This is a genomic window from Allobosea sp. NPDC003192 (assembly GCF_050275675.1).
Classification (GTDB): domain Bacteria; phylum Pseudomonadota; class Alphaproteobacteria; order Rhizobiales; family Beijerinckiaceae; genus Allobosea.
In genome coordinates this window covers 471,393-488,095 of record NZ_JBNNPK010000001.1, presented here as the reverse complement: position 1 = coordinate 488,095, position 16,703 = coordinate 471,393, and the positions used below count along the sequence as shown (strand labels likewise).

Here is a 16,703-nt window from a genome sequence, read left to right as displayed (position 1 = left end):
TCAGGCCTCGGAGCCCTCGTCATGCGCGATACCGTTATTGTCAGCCTTATCGCCGTCTGCACTGCACTCGCCATCCATGGTGCCCGTGCTCAGGAGCGGTTCGACGACTGGGCTCCGCTGACTGATCCCTTCCCGAGCACGGGCGGCGGCGGCATCATGATCCACGACTACGATCCGGTCGTCGCCAGCGGCAAGTGCACCACGCGGTTTCGTGCCATCGAGCCTGATGGCACGACCTATCACAACCTGATCGAATTCGAGGCGAGCGAGACGCAAGGCGGCGTGCTCTGCAGCAAGGGCCAATGGCGCTCGGCGGATGGCAGCGCCAGCGGCACGACGCCGTTTCGCGTCTTCATCAAGGACAACGTCAAGCGCGGCTCGCCGCAATAGGCGCGTGCCCCCTGTGGCGTTCGCAGCGGCGGGTGGTCGAGGATCCCGGCATCGCAAGGCCGGCGTCGCGTTACGTCCGGTTGGACGCCTGATCCTCGCGGCCTGTCCAGTCACCACGCAGCAGCGTCGTCACATGCTCGATCGTCTGCCTCCCATCAGCCATGCAACGGCTGGGGAGCTCAGCTACGCGCCGATATCCCAGTTTGCGCTGCATCGCCCAGGAATTGCCGTTGCCGTCGAAGTACCCGTTGACCAGCTTCGTCAGGCCCAGCTCGCAAAACGCAAATCGGATCTTTGCGTCAAACGCTTCGCGTCCATAGCCGCGACCCTGAGAATGGCGAGCTATCCAGATGCCTCCACCAGCCGTCCCGGCCTGCCAGTCGATCTTGTTGAGGCTGACTCCTCCGATCAGCCGACATTCAGGCCTCAGTTCGACGGCGAATTCGTATGCGACTGGCCGACCGCCTGCGTTCAAAATCCCCCGGCATCTCTCGATCCAGTTTCGGGCGTGCGAGGTCGAATAGGGGTGAGGGACGAAAGCCAGCCATTTTGCGACAGCGAGATCGTTCAAGCCGAGCGTGAGTTGCTCGATATCCTCCTCGCCCCAAGGCCGAAGCGTCAGGCGCGGCGTTTCGAGTCGGATCTCCACGGCCTAGCCTTCGAACGCGTCCATCAGCGTGACGATGCAATCTTGCCGCTGATGCCGGTTGATCAATGGTACCAGCCGCCTGAAATGCTCGGAGCGGCAGTGCTCGTCGAAGACGAAGTGGCCGGGGTCCTTCCGGTCGACGAAGAGGTCATAGGCGAGGCAGAGCGGCTCAGCCCGCGTCTTCTCGACCAGCTCCCGGTAGAGCGGCGCCACCAGCTCGATGCTCTCGGGCTTGATGAAGTCCTGGGCGATGACCTTCAGCATGCTCAGTTGAGCTCGATCAGCACCGGGACATGGTCCGAGGCCTTTTCCCAGCCGCGGACATGCTTGGCGATCGAGACGGCGCCGAGCCTGTCGGCCGCCTGCGGCGAGAGCAGGAGATGGTCGATGCGGATGCCGTTGTTCCGCTGCCAGGCGCCGGCCTGGTAGTCCCAGAAGGTGTAGAGGCCGGGCGCATCGGTCGTGGCGCGCAGCGCCTCGGTGAAGCCGAGGCTCTGCAGCTTGCGGAAGGCGGTACGGGTCGGCGGCAGGAAGAGAGCATCGCCGGTCCAGGCTGCGGGATCGCGGGCGTCGCGAGGCTCTGGGATGACGTTGTAGTCGCCTGCGAGGACGAGCGGCTCCTCATGGGCGAGCAGGCCCTTGGCGTGCACGGCAAGGCGCTCCATCCAGGCGAGCTTGTAGGGGTATTTCTCGGTGTTGGGCGGATTGCCGTTGGGCAGGTAGATCGAAGCGAGGCGGACGACGCCATCGCCATGCGGCAGCACGCCTTCGAGATAGCGCGCCTGTTCGTCACTGTCGTCGCCGGGCAGGCCGCGCCTGACATCCTCGAGCTTGCTGCGCGAGATGATGGCGACGCCGTTGAAGCCCTTCTGGCCATGAGTCGTGACCTGCCAGCCGGCTTCCTCGATCTCGGCGCGCGGAAAATCCGCGTCGACGCATTTCAATTCCTGCAGGCAGAGCGCGTCGGGCTCGGCTTCCTTCAGGAAGGCGAGGACATGGGTCAGGCGCTGGCGGATCGAATTGACGTTCCAGGTGGCGATACGCACGGGCCGACTCCGATTCAGACGAGCGGAGACTAAGAGACGGTGAGGCCGTCAATGCAAGTCAGCAGCGGCCACAAAAAACCTCCCGGCCAGGGCCGGGAGGTTCGAAGAACTTAGCCTTGCGACGGCGCCCCAGCATTACGGGCAGGCGCGAACCACGCCGCCGGACGCTATATAGGTGCCGGTCGACGGGTCGTAGCTGCGGAAGCGGCGCGAGCAATAGGCGATCGCATCGGCATCCGGCTCGGCATAGACCGGCGCGGGCGCGACATAGACAGGCGGCGGCGGGGCGGCATAGACCGGTGCGGGCGCGAGCAGCGCGCCGGCTGCGAGAGCCCCGAGCGCACCCGCGGCGATGCCGGCGCCGACAGCTGCGCCGCGATTATAGCGATAGCCCCGGCCGTAATAGCCGCCGCGATAGCCGTAGCGCGGGCCGCCGTAATAGCGGCGGTATTGCACCTGCTCGACCAGATTCGGCGAGCCGGCCGTCGCAGCGACCGCCGTGGCCGGTGCGAGCGGAGCAGCGACAACCGGCGTGGCGAGGGCAAAACCACCGGCGAGGGCGGCGGCGATCAACGTCGTCCTGATCATCTCGAACTCCTTGTCCCTCCCTACTGGGAGGATTCGCCTGGAACCGCATCAGCTGCCCAGGCACAGTCACCTTACCGACCGGAGTAAACGCAAAACGCGGCGAAATTTCAACGACTTCCAACGACATTCGGCGTTTTTCGGCTTGCGTGTCGCCGCGTCAGGCCCCATCTGGCGGACATTTCCGCACTGCAGCACCGATCCGGGAGCCCCATGTCGCACTCCGCCGAACCCGCCGACCTTCCCGCCAACGGGCCGCTCAAGCCATTGCCTATGGTGATCTTCGCCTCGCGCTGGCTGCAGGTGCCGCTCTATCTCGGCCTGATCGTGGCGCAGTGCGTCTACGTCTTCCTGTTCCTCAAGGAACTCTGGCACCTGGTCAACCACGCCTTCGACTTCAGCGAACAGCAGATCATGCTGGTCGTGCTGGGGCTGATCGACGTGGTGATGATCTCCAACCTGCTGATCATGGTGATCGTCGGCGGCTACGAGACCTTCGTTTCGCGCCTTCGGCTGCACAACCATCCCGACCAGCCGGAATGGCTCAGCCACGTCAACGCCTCGATCCTCAAGATCAAGCTCGCCATGGCGATCATCGGCATCTCCTCGATCCATCTGCTGCGGACCTTCATCGAGGCCGGCAATATCGGTGGGCCGACGGCGACGAACTACACCACCACGGGCGTGCTGCTGCAGACGCTGATCCATACCATCTTCATCGTCTCGGCGCTGGGCATCGCCTGGGTCGACCGGATGACGCTCAACGGCACCAGCAAGGGGCATTGAGCATCACTCGCCAGCCTCGGCAACAATGTCGCCGAGGCGCCGAGGGGCCGTCCAATGGACGGCCCGCCAGCCGGCCTGCCGGGCAGCTCTGATATTCTCGAGAGTATCGTCGATCAGCAGGAGCGTCTCGGGCGGCTCGCCCAGTGCCTGCTCGACATGCTGGTAGAAGGCGGAATCCGGCTTTCGGGCGCCGATCGCTGCCGAGTAGTAGAAGTGGTCGACATGGCCTGCGAGGCCCAGCCGTTCCGAAAGGTAGCGGGCGCGCAGATGCTCCTGATTGCTCGCCAAGGCGACGGTCAGGCCGTTGCGGCGCAGCTTCGCGATATCCTCCAGCAAGGCCTCCTCCAGCCTCGCGTCGTGGGCGAACCAGTACTCCAGAAGAGCCTCGCTGCGCACCGCGGGCGCGATCTCGGCCAGGACCGGCGTTAGTGTCTCGTGCAGACCGGCACGACCCGTGACGACATCGGTCCAAAGCCGGGCAAAGAAGCGCCGCTGAAGCAGCTCGGGCGCGATGCCGAGATCGCGTTCGAGATCATGGCTCCAGTGCAGACCATCCTGCGGTCACCCGGTGACCAGCACGCCGTCGACATCGAGGAGGACGGCGCGGATCACATCTAGCCTCGTGCCCGTCGCGGCGGCAGGCCCTTGACCAGTGGCGAGGCGAGGCCCGGCGCCGTCTCGACGCCGAGCGAGGGCAGGGCCAGCGTGCGCTGGCCGCGGAAATCGACATGGCAGACGAGGAGACCGCGTTCCTCGATATAGCCGATCAGGCGGCGCGCCCGGCTCGGCGAATGGCTGCCATAGGCCTCGGCCAGCTCGGCATCGGAGGGGCAGGGCGCGCCTTCGATGGCGCTGCGCGCGATGAACAGGAAGAGCCCGTGCAGGTCCTCTGGCAGGGTCTCAGCCGCCGTCAGCGCCTTTTCCCAGGCATCGGAGGACAGCACCTCCTCGCTCGCTCCGGCGCGGGCGACGGCGAGGCGCTTGCGGAAAGCGTCCAGGCTCGTCTCCGGCCCGCTGACGCGGCGCATCCGGCAGCGAACGGTGAAATCCTGGTAGAGCACGGCGACCGGCCGGTCGCGCGCCTCGGGATCGTCGAGCAGTTCGTTGAGGATCTCGACCAGCGCTGCGGCGCGCTCGGCCGGGTCCATCTCGATCTCGGGCTCGGGCGGCTGCACCGGCTGATGCGTCTCGATGCGGCGGATGATCTCGGGCGCCACCACTGGGCGCGGGCGCGGCTGCTTTGGCCAGGGCGCGGGTGCGACCTCGCCCTCGCCAGCCGTGAAGATCAGCTTGCTGGCATCTTCGGGCGCCTGCTCGGGCAGCGGCATCAGGCTGGGCGCGCCGCCGCGATCGACCGAGGCGACGGGCCCGATCCTGACCGGCAGCGGCTTCTTCGACAGAGCTGGCCCGAGTGCGACGAACTGGCCGCGCTCGAGGTCGCGGAACATCTCGGCCTGGCGCCGGTCCATGCCCAGCAAATCGGCGGCGCGCTGCATGTCGATGTCGAGGAAGGTGCGGCCCATCAGGAAGTTGGAGGCTTCCGCCGCGACGTTCTTGGCGAGCTTGGCGAGGCGCTGCGTCGCGATCACGCCGGCAAGGCCGCGCTTGCGGCCACGGCACATCAGGTTGGTCATGGCGCCGAGCGAGAGCCGGCGCGCCTCGTCGGAAGCCTCGCCCGCCATCACCGGCGCGAAGAGCTGCGCTTCGTCGACCACGACCAGCATCGGATACCAATGGGCGCGGTCGATGTCGAAGAGCCCACCGAGGAAGGCGGCGGTGGCGCGCAGCTGCTCGTCGGCGTCGAGCTCTTCGAGGTTGAGCACGACCGATACCCGGTGCTGGCGCACGCGCAGGGCGATCTTCTGCAATTCGACCGGGCTAGCGGTGCCATCGACCACGACATGGCCGAACTGGTCGGCCAGCGAGACGAAGTCGCCCTCGGGATCGACAATAGCCTGCTGCACCAGCGGCGCGCTCTGTTCGAGCAGCCGACGCAGCAGATGCGACTTGCCCGAGCCGGAATTGCCCTGGACCAGGAGCCGCGTCGCCAGCAGTTCGGCGAGGTCGAGCTCGGCGGGCTCGCCGCCCCGCGTCGACCCCATGTCGATGCCAGTCTTCATGCCGGAATCCAGGCCGCTCCTTGCCGTGGCGGAAAACGCAAGGCGGCGCTTCTAGCACGCCCGCCGGCAGTCAAGGCAAGGCCTGGCCTGCATTCCACAGCTTTGCGCGACGCAGGGCAGGCCTCTGGTCAGCGCCGCCGCAGGACCATGCCGCCATGATGCAGCGTGTCCGCATCGACGAAGGTGCCGTCGGCGGTGAAGCCGGTGTCGTCCCAGTATTCGATATAGCTGCCGGAGACCTTGTAGCGGCCGCGATAGGCGCTCTCGCGATTGCCGCGTGCCTCGTCATAGCGGCCATTCGGCAGCAGCTCGTGGCGGACATGATTGTCGGCGGTGACCCACATGCCGACATAGGGATGGCTCTGTGGGGTCTCGGTGGCGGCTGCCTGGGTGGTCATCATGCGGGTGGATCCTTCAGGTCCATTCTGGATGGTGGTGGCAAGACCGATGCCGGCGGCCAGCAGCAGCGAGGCGTTCACGAGCAAGCTGTTCATGATCATGCCTTTTCACTGTTTGCGGCGTTCGGCGAAGAGCTCCGACAGTGCCTGTGACGCTGCGATCGCTCGCGAGATCCCGGCCGGCACGGTGATCAGGTAGACGATCTCCTTCAGCTCTGCCTCGGGCACGCCGATGTTGAGGGCGTAGCCGGCATGGACCTTCATGAAGGCGGTCTGGCCGGTCGCCGCGAAGGCCGCCACCGCCGCGAGCTGGCGCGTGCGGCTGTCGAGGCCGGTCCGCGACCAGACATCGCCGAGCGCATAAGCCTCGGTCGCCTCGGCCAGGAAGGGGAATTCCTGCCGCATGCGCTCCAGCGCCTGCTGGGGCGCACCATTGTTCAGGCTGCGGATGACGGCATCGCCGCGCTTGCGCCGCTCCTCGCTGGTTTCCGCGATGGCGGGCGCGGGCATCGCCGCGATGGCGAAGGCGGCTGCGGCGGCGCGCAAGGGGGATGAGATGGATTGGGTCATGGCTTCCTCCTCAGCGGGTGGCGGTGGGGCGGACAACGATCTCGTTGAGGTCGACATCGTCGGGTTGCTCGATCGCGAAGCGCACGGCGCGGCCGATCGCGTCGGGCTGGAGCGCAATGGCGCGATAGCTGCGCATCAGCTCGGCCGCGGCCGGATCGGTGATGGTGCCGGCGAGCTCGCTCTCGACCACGCCAGGATGGATGCAGGTGACGCGCAGGTCGGAGTGCTCCTGGCGCAAGCCGTCCGAGATGGCGCGCACGGCGTATTTCGTCGCGCAGTAGACGGCCGCCGTCGGCGAGACGGCGAGGGCGCCGATCGAGGCGATGTTGACGATCTGGCCGGAGCCGCGCGCCAGCATCTGCGGCAACACCGCGGCGATGCCGTAGAGCACGCCCTTGATGTTGACGTCGATCATCCGGTCCCACTCGTCGACCTTGAGCGAGGCCATCAGCGAGAGCGGCATGACGCCGGCATTGTTGACGATGACGTCGACGCGGCCGAAAGCCTCGCGCGCCGCCTCGGCGAAGGCCGCGACATCGGCGCGATCGGTGACGTCGAGCCGGCGGGTGCGAATCTCACCGCCTTGCGCGGTGAGTTCTTCTGCCAGCGCGTCGAGGCGGTCGGTGCGACGCGCGCCGAGCATCAGCTTCACTCCGGCGGCTGCGAGCTCCCGGGCGATGCCGGCGCCGATCCCGCTGGAGGCGCCGGTGATGAGGACGACCTTATCGAGGGCCATGTCCGCTCCGTCTGGTTGTTTCGTGGAACCGCTCTGTCGCGGTTGCCCGGAAGCTAGGAGCAGGCCATTGTCGCGATAAGCCGCCGATTTCTTTCCAGTCTGGAGAGTCTGTCTAACCAATGGAGCTGGACCTCAACGCGCTTGCCGTGTTCGCGCTCGTCGCCGAGGAGCGGAGCTTTCGCGGCGCGGCCGACCGTGTCGGCGTGACGCGCTCGGCGGTCAGCCAGTCCATCCGCAAACTCGAGGAGCGACTGGGAATCGCGCTGGTGCAGCGCACGACACGCAGCGTCAGCCTGACCGAGGCGGGCGAGCGCCTGCTCGCCGATCTCGCACCAGCGCTGTCCGATCTGCGCGCTGCCGTCGAGGCGACGCGCGATCTGCGCTCCGGGCCGCGCGGACGCCTGCGTCTCGCAGTCTCGTCGATCGCCGAGCGCTTCCTGTCGGGGCCATTCCTCGCCGGCTTCGCCGCGACCAATCCCGAGGTCGAGCTCGACATCACCGTCACCGACGAGGAGTTCGATATCGTCGCCGCCGGCTACGATGCCGGCGTCAGGCTCGGCGAGGTGATCGAGCAGGATATGATCGCGGTCTCGATCGGCGGCGAGGAGCGCCAGCTCGCCGTCTGCTCACCCGGCTATCGCGAGCGTTTCGGGGTGCCAGCCCATCCGCGCGAGCTGGCGGCGCATCGCTGCATCGGCTGGCGGCCGGGGCCGAAGCTACCGCCCTATCGCTGGGAGTTCGCCGAGAATGGCAAGGAGTTCAGCGTCGCCGTCTCGCCGGAGATCACCACCAGCGACATGGCGCTGATGATCAAGCTCGCGGCCGCCGGCGCCGGCATCACCTTCGGCATGGAGGAGAGCTTTCGCCCTGCGATCGCGCGCGGCGAGCTGGAGCCGCTGCTGGAGGAGTTCTGCCCGTATTTCGCAGGCTTCTATCTCTATTACCCCAGCCGCCGCGCCATGGCGCCGAAGCTGCGCGCGCTCGTCGATTATCTCCGGCGGTTCGAATGGGAGAAGGGCATGGCGACGGCCCGAGCGGGATCGGCTATGCTCTGATTCCAGGCGCGGCCCGCGCCTCCTCCCTCCAACCGGGAAGCACGCTGCCGTGCAGGGTCATTCCATCTTCGTCGAACCAACTGTTCGAGCGCTGCGCATAAGGAGGGATTGCGGACGTCGCTCGGATCAGGAGGTCCATCGATGAAGCTTTCCGCACCCGTCCATCGCCTGAAGCGCCAGGCCAGGGAGCTGTCGCGCAAGGAAAATATCCCGCTCCATCTCGCGCTCGATCGCGTTGCAATAGGCGAAGGTTTCGGCGCCTGGAGCCTGCTTGCGGCCAAATCCGCCGAGGACCTGTCCGCCGAAGGGCTGCTGGCGCGCCTGGCACCGGGCGACCTGCTGCTGATCGGCGCGCGGCCCGGGCATGGCAAGACGCTGCTCAGCCTCCAACTCGCCGTGGCGGCGATGAAGGCGGGGCGCCGCGCCGCGTTCTTCACGCTGGAATATACCGCCAAGGACACGCTCGGCCGCTTCCGGGCGCTCGGCGTCGATCCCGCGCAATTCGACGCGCTGTTCTGCTTCGACGATTCGGAGGCGATCAGCGCCGACCACATCATGCGGGCGCTGGCGGAGGCGCCGCGCGGTACGCTCGCGATCGTCGACTACCTGCAGCTGCTCGACCAGAAGCGCGGCAATCCCGAGCTTGGTGCCCAGATCCGCATGCTCAAGGCATTCGCGCAGGAGAAGGGCGTGATCCTCGTCTTCATCTCGCAGATCGACCGTTCCTATGATCCGGCGGCCAAGTCCTGTCCCGATCTCGACGATGTCCGCCTGCCGAACCCGCTCGACCTGTCGCTGTTCGACAAGAGCTGCTTCCTGAACGGAGGCGAAGTCCGGTTCCAGGCGGCGGGATAACGCTGGCCAGGCAAGCGCCGGGTGATCTGGCTGGCCGCGCCCAGCGGCCCTAGAAAGGCGGCATGCTCGATCGCGCCGGCCAGATCCTCATCCTCACCGGCTCGCCCGGCTCCGGAAAGACGACGGTGGCGCGCGCCCTGGCCCGATCCCCAGGGCGCGCGCAAGGCGCATCTCCACGCCGACGATTTCTGGCATGCGATCGGGCATGGCAGCCTCGCGCCCTTCCTGCCCGAGGCGCATACCCAGAACGCAGTCGTGATGGAGGCGCTGGCCGCTGCCGCCTTGTCATATGCCCAAGGCGGTTATTTCGTCGTCGTCGACGGCATCATCGGCCCGTGGTTCCTGGCCCCGTTCCGGCAGGACGGGATCGCGGTACACTATGTCGTGCTGCAGCGACCGCTGGAGGAAGCGATCCGGCGCTGCCGGGCGCGGGGCGGCGATACGCTGACGGACGCGCAGGTGATCACAGCCTTGCACGGCCAGCTCGCTGATCTCGGTAGGCTCGGGCGCCATGGCCTGCCGACGGCCGGTCTCACGGTCGACGGGGTTGTGGCGGCTGTGGTCGACGCCGTCGCAAGCGAGCGGTTCCGGCTGGTGGAGGGGCGTGCCTAGCGCGGGCAACGGTTTGTGCGCTCGGCGCGCTGGATGTCGGCGATGATGCGGCGCTGGGTCGCCGAGAGCGGCACGTCCTCGACATTGTCGTATTGGCAGCCGGCATTGCCGAAGGCGCTGATGCCGCGCTGGGTGCGGAAGCAGTAACCCTGCGCCTTGTAGATCTCGTTGCGCTGGTACCAGAGGTCCTCGCAGCTCTGGGCCGCCGCGGGCGTGGCGGTCGCGAAGAGCGGCAAAGCGAGGCCGAGGGCGAGGGCAGGGAGGAGCAGCTTCGACATGACGACCTCGTGCGGTTAGGCGCTATCTGTCGCCTTGCCTTGCGGGCGCGACAAGCGTTTTCGCTTCCTGCCATGGCAGGATCACGATCATGTTGCAGGAACCCCGAGCGCTCCGCTGGCAAAGCTGTGAATTGACGCTGCCGCGCCTGCGGAGGACAAGAACCGCGAGCTCATGCAGTCCTTTGGTCACCGCTCTCGAACTAGCGCGTGCCTGCGGCGTTCCCTCGTCGCCGGGCTGGCCTTGGTCGCGGCTGCGGTGCCGGCTCTGGGGCAAGCGCCGAAGAGCTCGGTCTCGCTGATCCGCGATGCCGAGATCGAGCAGTTGCTGCGCGATTATGCGGCGCCGATCTTCAAGGCCGCCGGGATCAATGCCCGCGGGACCCGGATCATCCTGATCAATGACCGCGCCTTCAACGCCTTCGTCGCCGACGGCAAGTCGATCTTCGTCAATATCGGCGTGCTGATGGATGCGGCGACGCCAAACGAGGTGATCGGCGTGCTCGCCCATGAGAGCGGCCATCTCGCCGGCGGGCACCTGGCCCGCCTGCGGCAGGAGATGCAGAACGCGCAGATCCTCTCGATCGCCGGCCTGCTCGTCGGCGTCGGCGGCGTGGTGGCCGGCGCGCGCAGCGGCGGTGCCTCGATGGGCAATCCCGGGGTCGGCGCGATGGGCGCGATCACCGGTCCGCAGGAGCTGGTGCGGCGCTCTTTGCTCGCCTATCAGCGCTCGGAGGAGCAGGCGGCCGACCGCGCGGCGGTGCGCTTCCTCGCCGTTGCCGGCCAATCGGCCAAGGGCATGCTCACCGTCTTCAGGCGCTTCGCCGAGAACAGCGCCTTTCTGTCGAAGGCGATCGATCCCTATACGGTCAGCCATCCGATGCCGACCGAGCGCATCGCCCAGCTCGAGACGCTGGCGAAGCAGAGCCCGAATTTCGACAAGCCCGATCCGCCGGCGCTGCAGGCGCGCCACGACCTGATGCGCGCCAAGCTGATGGGCTTCGTCGAGCGCGAAGGCGGCGTCGCCCGCCGCTATGGCATGGCCGACCAGTCGATGGCGGCCCGCTATGCCCGCGCCATCGCCGACTACCGCTCCGGCCGGATGGCGCAGGCTCTCGCCGCGATCGACCGGCTGATCGGCGAGCAGCCCAGGAACGCCTATTTCTTCGAGCTCAAGGGCCAGGCCCTGCTCGAGGCGGGCAGGGCGCGCGAAGCCGTGCCGGTGCTGCGCCAGGCGGTCTCGCTCGCGCCGCAGGCCGGGCTGATCCGGCAGATGCTCGGCCATGCCTTGCAGCAGACAGGTGACAAGGCGCTGCTCGACGAAGCGATCCGCGAGCTCTCGAACGCCGCGACGCGCGAGCCCGATTCGGCCGAAGCGCACCAGCATCTCTCGAACGCCTATGCCGCCAAGGGCAATGTCGCGATGGCCGAGCTCTCGGCCGCGCAATACGCCTTCACTACCGGCAACTGGACCGTCGCCCACACCCAGGCGAGCCGGGCGCTGGCCAAATTGCCGCAGGGGTCGCCTGCGGCACTGCGCGCCCGCGACATCGTCGAGTATGTTCCCCCCGACAAACAAAGATAGCGCACCTGAGTCGCGCCCTGGAAAGGACCGTCACCATGATCTTCTCTTCGCTGCGCCGATTGGCGCTCGCCGGCATCGCCGCCTGTGCGCTCGCCGCCGCCGTGCCGGCGCAGGCGCAGTCGCTCTCGGCCGAGCAGCGTGCGGCCGTGGTCGAGCTGATCAAGGAGACGCTGCTGAAGAACCCTGAGCTGATCCAGGAGGCGCTGGTCGAGCTCGAGAAACGCAACCAGGTCGCGCAGGTCGAGGCGCAGCGCAACGCACTCGCCGCCGAGAAGGCCAGCCTCACCGACCCCGCGACCTCGGTGATCGCCGGCAACCCGCAGGGCGACGTCACCCTGGTCGAGTTCATGGATTACAATTGCGGCTTCTGCAAAAGGGCGATGGAAGACGTCCGGGCGCTGGCCAAGGACGACCCCAAGCTCAAGGTCGTGATCAAGGACTTCCCGATCCTCGGCCCCGATTCGGTTGAGGCTAGCCGCGTCGCGATCGCCGTGAAGAACCAGCTCCAGGCTCAGAAGTACTGGGATTTCCATCTCAAGCTGATGGCCACCAAGGGCCGGATCAACGGCGCCAAGGCGCTGGAGATCGCCAAGGAAGCCGGCGCCGACATCGAGCGCGTCAAGAAGGAGATGGAGGCGCCGGCGACGCGCGCGGTGATCGAGCAGACCGTCGCGCTCGGCGACCGGCTCGGCCTCACCGGCACGCCCGCCTTCATCATCGGCGACGAAGTGGTGTTCGGCGCGGTCGGTCAGGCGGCGCTGAAGCAGAAGATCGAAGCCGTCCGCAAATGCGGCAAGGCGACCTGCAGCGGCTGAGCTGATCGGAACGGGGCCGCCCGGATGGTCGGCCCAGTAGCCGTTTGAAGCGGCTTTGCCGCGTCGTTTCTGTGGACCGGCGGCCAAAGCGGCGGTGATTTGCATAGGCAAGGCGCCCAACGGGCGCCTTCGCCCTTTTCCTGACCCACTGTTCCGGGTAAAGACGCGCGACACTCGCGAAGCTGCCGGCTTGATCCGGCGTCATCCCTTCGCTTATGCGCACCTCCTTCGGGACCTGCCGTCCCGTCCATCGAGCTCACGAAGACGGTGAAATCCGCCATGGCGACCAAGAGCCCCATCGATCCCGAACTCGTGCGCGAGATGGCGCAGCTGATCAACGAGACCGATCTCACCGAGATCGAGGTGCAGAAGGGCGACCTGCGTATCCGCGTGGCCCGCACCATCTCCGCAACGGTAATGGCGCCGGTCGCCACCGCGCCTGCCTTTGCTGCTCCTGCGGCGGTTGCGGCGCCTGCCGCGGCCCCGGCAGACGCCAAGGCCGCCGCCGCCCATCCCGGCACGGTCAACTCGCCGATGGTCGGTACCGCCTATCGTCGACCTTCGCCGGAAGCCAAGCCCTTCATCGAGGTCGGCCAGGAGGTGAAGGCGGGTGAGCGCGTGCTGCTCGTCGAAGCCATGAAGACCTTCAACGACATCGTCGCACCGCGCGCTGGCAAGGTCGTCGCCATCCTGGTCGAGGACGGGCAGCCGGTCGAGTACGGCGAGCCGCTGCTGGTGATCGAGTGAGCCGGCCCGAACCGGTGAGGGCGCGCTGAGATGTTCGACAAGATCCTGATCGCCAATCGCGGCGAGATCGCGCTGCGGGTGCTGCGGGCCGCCAAGGAACTCGGTATCGCGACGGTCGCGGTGCATTCCACCGCCGACGCCAACGCCATGCATGTGCGCCTCGCCGACGAGAGCGTCTGCATCGGCCCGCCGCCGGCCCGCGAGAGCTATCTCAACATTCCGGCCCTGATCGCCGCCTGCGAGATCACCGGCGCCGATGCGGTCCATCCCGGCTACGGCTTCCTCTCCGAGAATGCCCGCTTCGCCGAGATCCTGGAGCGGCACAACATCGCCTTCATCGGTCCCAAGGCCGAGCACATCCGCAGCATGGGCGACAAGATCGAGGCCAAGCGCACCGCCAAGCGCCTCGGCATCCCCTGCGTGCCGGGCTCGGAGGGCGGCGTCGCCGATGACGAGGAGGCGCTGCGCATCATTCGCGAGATCGGCCTGCCCGTCATCATCAAGGCGGCGTCGGGCGGCGGCGGCAAAGGCATGAAGGTGGTGCGCAGCGAGGACGAGGTGTCCGTCATGCTCGCCACGGCCCGCAGCGAAGCCAAGGCCAATTTCGGCGACGACGCCGTCTATATCGAGAAATATCTCGAAAAGCCGCGCCATATCGAGATCCAGGTGCTCGGCGACGGCAAGGGCCGGGCGATCCACCTCGGCGAGCGCGACTGCTCGCTGCAGCGCCGCCACCAGAAGGTCTGGGAGGAGGGGCCCTCGCCTGCGCTCAACGCCGGCGAGCGCGAGCGGATCGGCGAGATCTGCGCCAAGGCGATGGCCGATATGGGCTATCTCGGCGCCGGCACGATCGAGTTCCTCTACGAGGACGGCGAGTTCTACTTCATCGAGATGAACACCCGCATCCAGGTCGAACATCCGGTCACCGAGATGATCACCGGGATCGACCTGGTCAACGAGCAGATCCGGATCGCCGCCGGCGCGCCGCTCTCGATCAGCCAGAAGGACATCGTCATCGAGGGCCATGCCATCGAATGCCGTGTCAATGCCGAGCATCCCGCCACCTTCCGGCCGTCGCCCGGCAAGATCGCCTCGTTCCACACGCCGGGCGGTCTCGGCGTGCGCGTCGATTCGGCGGCGTATCAGGGCTATGTCATCCCGCCGCATTACGACTCGCTGGTCGGCAAGCTGATCGTGCATGGCCGCAACCGGGCAGAATGCCTGATGCGCCTGCGCCGCTCGCTCGACGAGTTCGTCGTCGACGGCGTCGACACGACGCTGCCGCTATTCCGCACGCTGGTGCGCAACCAGGACATGCTGAACGGCGACTACAACATCCACTGGCTGGAGAAATTCCTCGCCAATGGCGGCATGGACCAGCCAGGCGAGGAGTGAGGCCCGGTGCACATCGTCATGCTCGGGCTTGGCCCGAGCATCTCAGGCCGGAAGACGCTCAAATAACGCCATCTCGTCACGAGATTCTCGGGCCTGCGCTTCGCTTCGCCCGAGAATGACGGCCAACGTTTGACTCAACCGCCCGCCCGCGCTCCCATCGCTGCATGAAGGCCCGTTCCACACCTGCGCGCGCGCCGGCGATCACGCCGGAGATCCTGCTGCGCGCCTATGCGGCCGGCGTCTTCCCGATGGCGGAGAGCGCCGACGATCCCGGCCTGTTCTGGGTCGAGCCGGACATCCGCGGCATCATCCCGCTCGACGCCTTCCACCTGCCCAGCCGGCTGGCTCGCACCGTCCGCTCCGACCGGTTCGAGATTCGGGTCGACCACGACTTCGCCGCGGTGATCGCCGCCTGCGCCGAGAGCCGGCCGGATCGGGCGGAGACCTGGATCAACGGGCGCATCCGCGGGCTCTATGGCGAGCTCTTCCATCTCGGCTATGTCCATACCGTCGAATGCTGGCACGAGGGCCGTCTGGCCGGCGGGCTCTACGGCCTATCGCTGGGTGGAGCGTTCTTCGGCGAGAGCATGTTCCACCGCGAGACCGACGCTTCGAAGGTGGCTCTGGTGCATCTCGTCGCCCGGTTGCGCCGAGGCGGCTATCGCTTGCTCGATACCCAGTTCCAGACCGCGCACCTCTCGCAGTTCGGCACCCGCGAGATTCCACGCGAGGCCTATCGCGTCCTGCTCGATGCGGCGATCGCAGCTCATGGCGATTGGTGGGGCTGGCCGAAGGGGCAGGCTGTCAGCGGCCGCGAGGCGCTGGCCGAGTTGCCGGGCTGAGGTCGCTCAGGCTGCCGGTCCGCCGGTCGCCGTCGACGACGGCTCCCAGAGCTCGATCGGATTGCCTTCGGGGTCGTGGATGCGGCAGAAGCGGCCGACTTCCGAATCCCAGTCCGGCCGGGTCTCGACGGCAATGCCGGCAGCGCGCAGCGAAGCCATCATCGCGCCGAGATCGTCGACGCGGAAATTGACCATCCATTGCTGCTCCGGCCGGCCGAAATACTCGGTGGTCGCGGCGAAGGGGCCGAAGATGGTCGGCCCGGCATCCTGGCTCCAGACAGCCTTGTTCATGTCGGCGATGCCGAGATGTCGCTCGTACCAGGCCGACAGGGCTTGCGGATCGCGGCCGCGGAAGAACAGGCCGCCGATGCCGGTGACCCGCGCCACGGTCAGTTGCTGCCGGCCGGATCGCGGCCCGGAGCCGGATTGGTCGGGAAGAAGCGCTGGCTCGGCGTCTGGCGCGGCTGCACCGGCACGCCCTGCGGCGGGGCGACGTCGATGCGCTGGTTCGGCGCCGGCGTCTGCTGGGCCGGCCGGGCAGGGCGCCGCTGCTCGGGCGTGAGCGGCGGCGGCGCGGCCTCCGGCTCCTTCGGGTCGACCACCAGTTCGGTGCCGCCTTTGCAGTCGGTCAGCCAGACATCGTAGATCGCGTGCTCGACGCCGTGCAGGCCGGGGCTCGATGCATACATCCAGCCGGTGAAGATGCGCCGGTACTCGTTGTTGAAGGTGACCTCGTCGACCTCGGTGAAGGAGGTCGTCTGAGGCGCTTCGGTCGGCGGGCGCGTCCAGCAGACGCGCGGCGTGATCTGCAGCGCGCCGAACTGCACGGTCTCGTCGATCGCCACCTCGAAGGAGATGATCCGGCCGGTGATCTTGTCGAGCCCGGCGAAGACCGCGGTCGGGTTGCGGATACGGTCGGCCTGGGCGGGGGCGGCCAGCGCGAGTGCTGCACCGGAGACGGCGGCGAGGGCGAGGATCCTGCGGAGCGAAGGCATGCTGGCTTGCGATTCTCTTTCAGCGCGGCCGCGCGCGACGGGGCGCAGTAGCACGGCAATCGCAGCGGAAAAAGGGCGGGGAAGCGTTCAGGGCTGGAGCGCGCACCGAAAGCTGTGGCGGAGCTCCGTCATCGGCCATGCGTTTCCAGGGACGCTTCCGGCCCCGAGGCGCATATCCCGAGCATGCTTTCGCACTTGCAAACCGTTTGCAACTCAATATTCTGCGAATGGATCGCAGGAGCAGAAT

At 67.3% G+C, this 16,703-nt stretch carries 22 protein-coding genes and 1 pseudogene; 11 read left to right on the top strand and 12 right to left on the bottom strand.

Annotated elements, in window-relative coordinates:
• The first annotated feature begins 21 nt into the window (after positions 1-21).
• Positions 22-390, top strand: coding sequence for a hypothetical protein (locus tag ACQKLX_RS02335; protein WP_427359111.1), 369 nt, complete (start codon positions 22-24; stop codon positions 388-390).
• Between the two features lie 70 nt (positions 391-460).
• On the opposite strand, the gene ACQKLX_RS02330 is transcribed toward ACQKLX_RS02335, so the two are convergent.
• The 4 genes from ACQKLX_RS02330 to ACQKLX_RS02315 all read right to left on the bottom strand — a co-directional run bounded on the left by ACQKLX_RS02330 (position 461) and on the right by ACQKLX_RS02315 (position 2,673).
• Positions 461-1,039 (bottom strand): GNAT family N-acetyltransferase, encoded by a 579-nt coding sequence (locus tag ACQKLX_RS02330; protein ID WP_427359109.1) that lies wholly within the window; start codon positions 1,037-1,039, stop codon positions 461-463.
• Between the two features lie 3 nt (positions 1,040-1,042).
• Positions 1,043-1,303: a putative quinol monooxygenase gene (locus ACQKLX_RS02325; protein ID WP_427359107.1), complete on the bottom strand. Its 261-nt coding sequence runs from the start codon at positions 1,301-1,303 to the stop codon at positions 1,043-1,045.
• Between the two features lie 2 nt (positions 1,304-1,305).
• A complete protein-coding gene (gene xth / locus ACQKLX_RS02320; protein ID WP_427359105.1) occupies positions 1,306-2,085 on the bottom strand; it encodes an exodeoxyribonuclease III in 780 nt (259 codons plus the stop codon).
• Positions 2,086-2,220: 135 nt separating this feature from the next.
• Positions 2,221-2,673, bottom strand: a complete 453-nt coding sequence (locus tag ACQKLX_RS02315) for a BA14K family protein (RefSeq protein WP_427359103.1) — start codon at positions 2,671-2,673, stop codon at positions 2,221-2,223.
• Positions 2,674-2,883: 210 nt separating this feature from the next.
• On the opposite strand from ACQKLX_RS02315, the gene ACQKLX_RS02310 reads away from it, so the two are divergent.
• On the top strand, positions 2,884-3,456 hold the full coding sequence (locus ACQKLX_RS02310) for a TIGR00645 family protein (RefSeq protein WP_427359101.1): 573 nt from the start codon (positions 2,884-2,886) through the stop codon (positions 3,454-3,456).
• A 3-nt stretch (positions 3,457-3,459) separates the two neighbouring features.
• Here ACQKLX_RS02310 and ACQKLX_RS02305 read toward each other — a convergent pair whose 3' ends face one another.
• Positions 3,460-3,852, bottom strand: coding sequence for an HAD-IA family hydrolase (locus tag ACQKLX_RS02305; RefSeq protein ID WP_427359099.1), 393 nt, complete (start codon positions 3,850-3,852; stop codon positions 3,460-3,462).
• A 39-nt stretch (positions 3,853-3,891) separates the two neighbouring features.
• On the opposite strand from ACQKLX_RS02305, the gene ACQKLX_RS02300 reads away from it, so the two are divergent.
• Entirely contained in the window at positions 3,892-4,074 is a 183-nt protein-coding gene (locus ACQKLX_RS02300; RefSeq protein WP_427359097.1) for a hypothetical protein, read from the top strand.
• Here ACQKLX_RS02300 and ACQKLX_RS02295 read toward each other — a convergent pair.
• The 4 genes from ACQKLX_RS02295 to ACQKLX_RS02280 form a co-directional block, all read right to left on the bottom strand.
• Entirely contained in the window at positions 4,071-5,576 is a 1,506-nt protein-coding gene (locus ACQKLX_RS02295) for a helicase HerA domain-containing protein (protein ID WP_427359095.1), read from the bottom strand. The two genes, ACQKLX_RS02300 and ACQKLX_RS02295, sit on opposite strands and share 4 nt — an antisense overlap.
• Before the next feature lie 128 nt (positions 5,577-5,704).
• Complete coding sequence (locus ACQKLX_RS02290; protein WP_427359093.1) at positions 5,705-6,070, bottom strand: Atu4866 domain-containing protein; 366 nt, start codon at positions 6,068-6,070, stop codon at positions 5,705-5,707.
• A gap of 12 nt (positions 6,071-6,082) precedes the next feature.
• The gene (locus ACQKLX_RS02285) at positions 6,083-6,544 is read right to left on the bottom strand and encodes a carboxymuconolactone decarboxylase family protein (protein ID WP_427359091.1); all 462 of its coding nucleotides are present in this window, start codon (positions 6,542-6,544) and stop codon (positions 6,083-6,085) included.
• 10 nt (positions 6,545-6,554) lie between these two features.
• A complete protein-coding gene (locus ACQKLX_RS02280) occupies positions 6,555-7,280 on the bottom strand; it encodes an SDR family oxidoreductase (protein ID WP_427359089.1) in 726 nt (241 codons plus the stop codon).
• Positions 7,281-7,399: 119 nt separating this feature from the next.
• Here ACQKLX_RS02280 and ACQKLX_RS02275 point away from each other — a divergent pair, with 119 nt between their 5' ends.
• From ACQKLX_RS02275 to ACQKLX_RS02265, 3 genes and pseudogenes are all read left to right on the top strand, one after another.
• Entirely contained in the window at positions 7,400-8,335 is a 936-nt protein-coding gene (locus ACQKLX_RS02275) for a LysR family transcriptional regulator (RefSeq protein WP_427359087.1), read from the top strand.
• A 141-nt stretch (positions 8,336-8,476) separates the two neighbouring features.
• On the top strand, positions 8,477-9,190 hold the full coding sequence (locus ACQKLX_RS02270) for a DNA helicase (RefSeq protein WP_427359085.1): 714 nt from the start codon (positions 8,477-8,479) through the stop codon (positions 9,188-9,190).
• A 62-nt stretch (positions 9,191-9,252) separates the two neighbouring features.
• Positions 9,253-9,802, top strand: a pseudogene (locus ACQKLX_RS02265) (AAA family ATPase).
• Here ACQKLX_RS02265 and ACQKLX_RS02260 read toward each other — a convergent pair.
• On the bottom strand, positions 9,799-10,080 hold the full coding sequence (locus tag ACQKLX_RS02260) for a YARHG domain-containing protein (RefSeq protein WP_427359084.1): 282 nt from the start codon (positions 10,078-10,080) through the stop codon (positions 9,799-9,801). The pseudogene ACQKLX_RS02265 and the gene ACQKLX_RS02260 sit on opposite strands and share 4 nt — an antisense overlap.
• A gap of 241 nt (positions 10,081-10,321) precedes the next feature.
• Between ACQKLX_RS02260 and ACQKLX_RS02255 the strand changes: the two genes are divergently transcribed.
• From ACQKLX_RS02255 to aat, 5 genes are all read left to right on the top strand, one after another.
• Positions 10,322-11,662 (top strand): M48 family metalloprotease, encoded by a 1,341-nt coding sequence (locus ACQKLX_RS02255; RefSeq protein WP_427359082.1) that lies wholly within the window; start codon positions 10,322-10,324, stop codon positions 11,660-11,662.
• Between the two features lie 35 nt (positions 11,663-11,697).
• Positions 11,698-12,477 carry a DsbA family protein gene (locus ACQKLX_RS02250; RefSeq protein WP_427359080.1) on the top strand — a complete coding sequence of 260 codons (780 nt, stop codon included), beginning with the start codon at positions 11,698-11,700 and terminating at the stop codon, positions 12,475-12,477.
• 279 nt (positions 12,478-12,756) lie between these two features.
• Positions 12,757-13,224 (top strand): acetyl-CoA carboxylase biotin carboxyl carrier protein, encoded by a 468-nt coding sequence (gene accB, locus ACQKLX_RS02245; RefSeq protein WP_427359079.1) that lies wholly within the window; start codon positions 12,757-12,759, stop codon positions 13,222-13,224.
• A 30-nt stretch (positions 13,225-13,254) separates the two neighbouring features.
• Entirely contained in the window at positions 13,255-14,619 is a 1,365-nt protein-coding gene (gene accC, locus ACQKLX_RS02240; RefSeq protein WP_427359077.1) for an acetyl-CoA carboxylase biotin carboxylase subunit, read from the top strand.
• A 164-nt stretch (positions 14,620-14,783) separates the two neighbouring features.
• Positions 14,784-15,461 carry a leucyl/phenylalanyl-tRNA--protein transferase gene (gene aat / locus ACQKLX_RS02235; protein ID WP_427359075.1) on the top strand — a complete coding sequence of 226 codons (678 nt, stop codon included), beginning with the start codon at positions 14,784-14,786 and terminating at the stop codon, positions 15,459-15,461.
• Between the two features lie 6 nt (positions 15,462-15,467).
• Here the strand turns inward: aat and ACQKLX_RS02230 are convergent, their stop codons facing one another.
• Together ACQKLX_RS02230 and ACQKLX_RS02225 are read right to left on the bottom strand one after the other, a co-directional pair.
• Positions 15,468-15,848 carry a VOC family protein gene (locus tag ACQKLX_RS02230; RefSeq protein ID WP_427359073.1) on the bottom strand — a complete coding sequence of 127 codons (381 nt, stop codon included), beginning with the start codon at positions 15,846-15,848 and terminating at the stop codon, positions 15,468-15,470.
• A gap of 2 nt (positions 15,849-15,850) precedes the next feature.
• The gene (locus ACQKLX_RS02225) at positions 15,851-16,456 is read right to left on the bottom strand and encodes a DUF2155 domain-containing protein (RefSeq protein ID WP_427359071.1); all 606 of its coding nucleotides are present in this window, start codon (positions 16,454-16,456) and stop codon (positions 15,851-15,853) included.
• Positions 16,457-16,703: the final 247 nt, after the last annotated feature.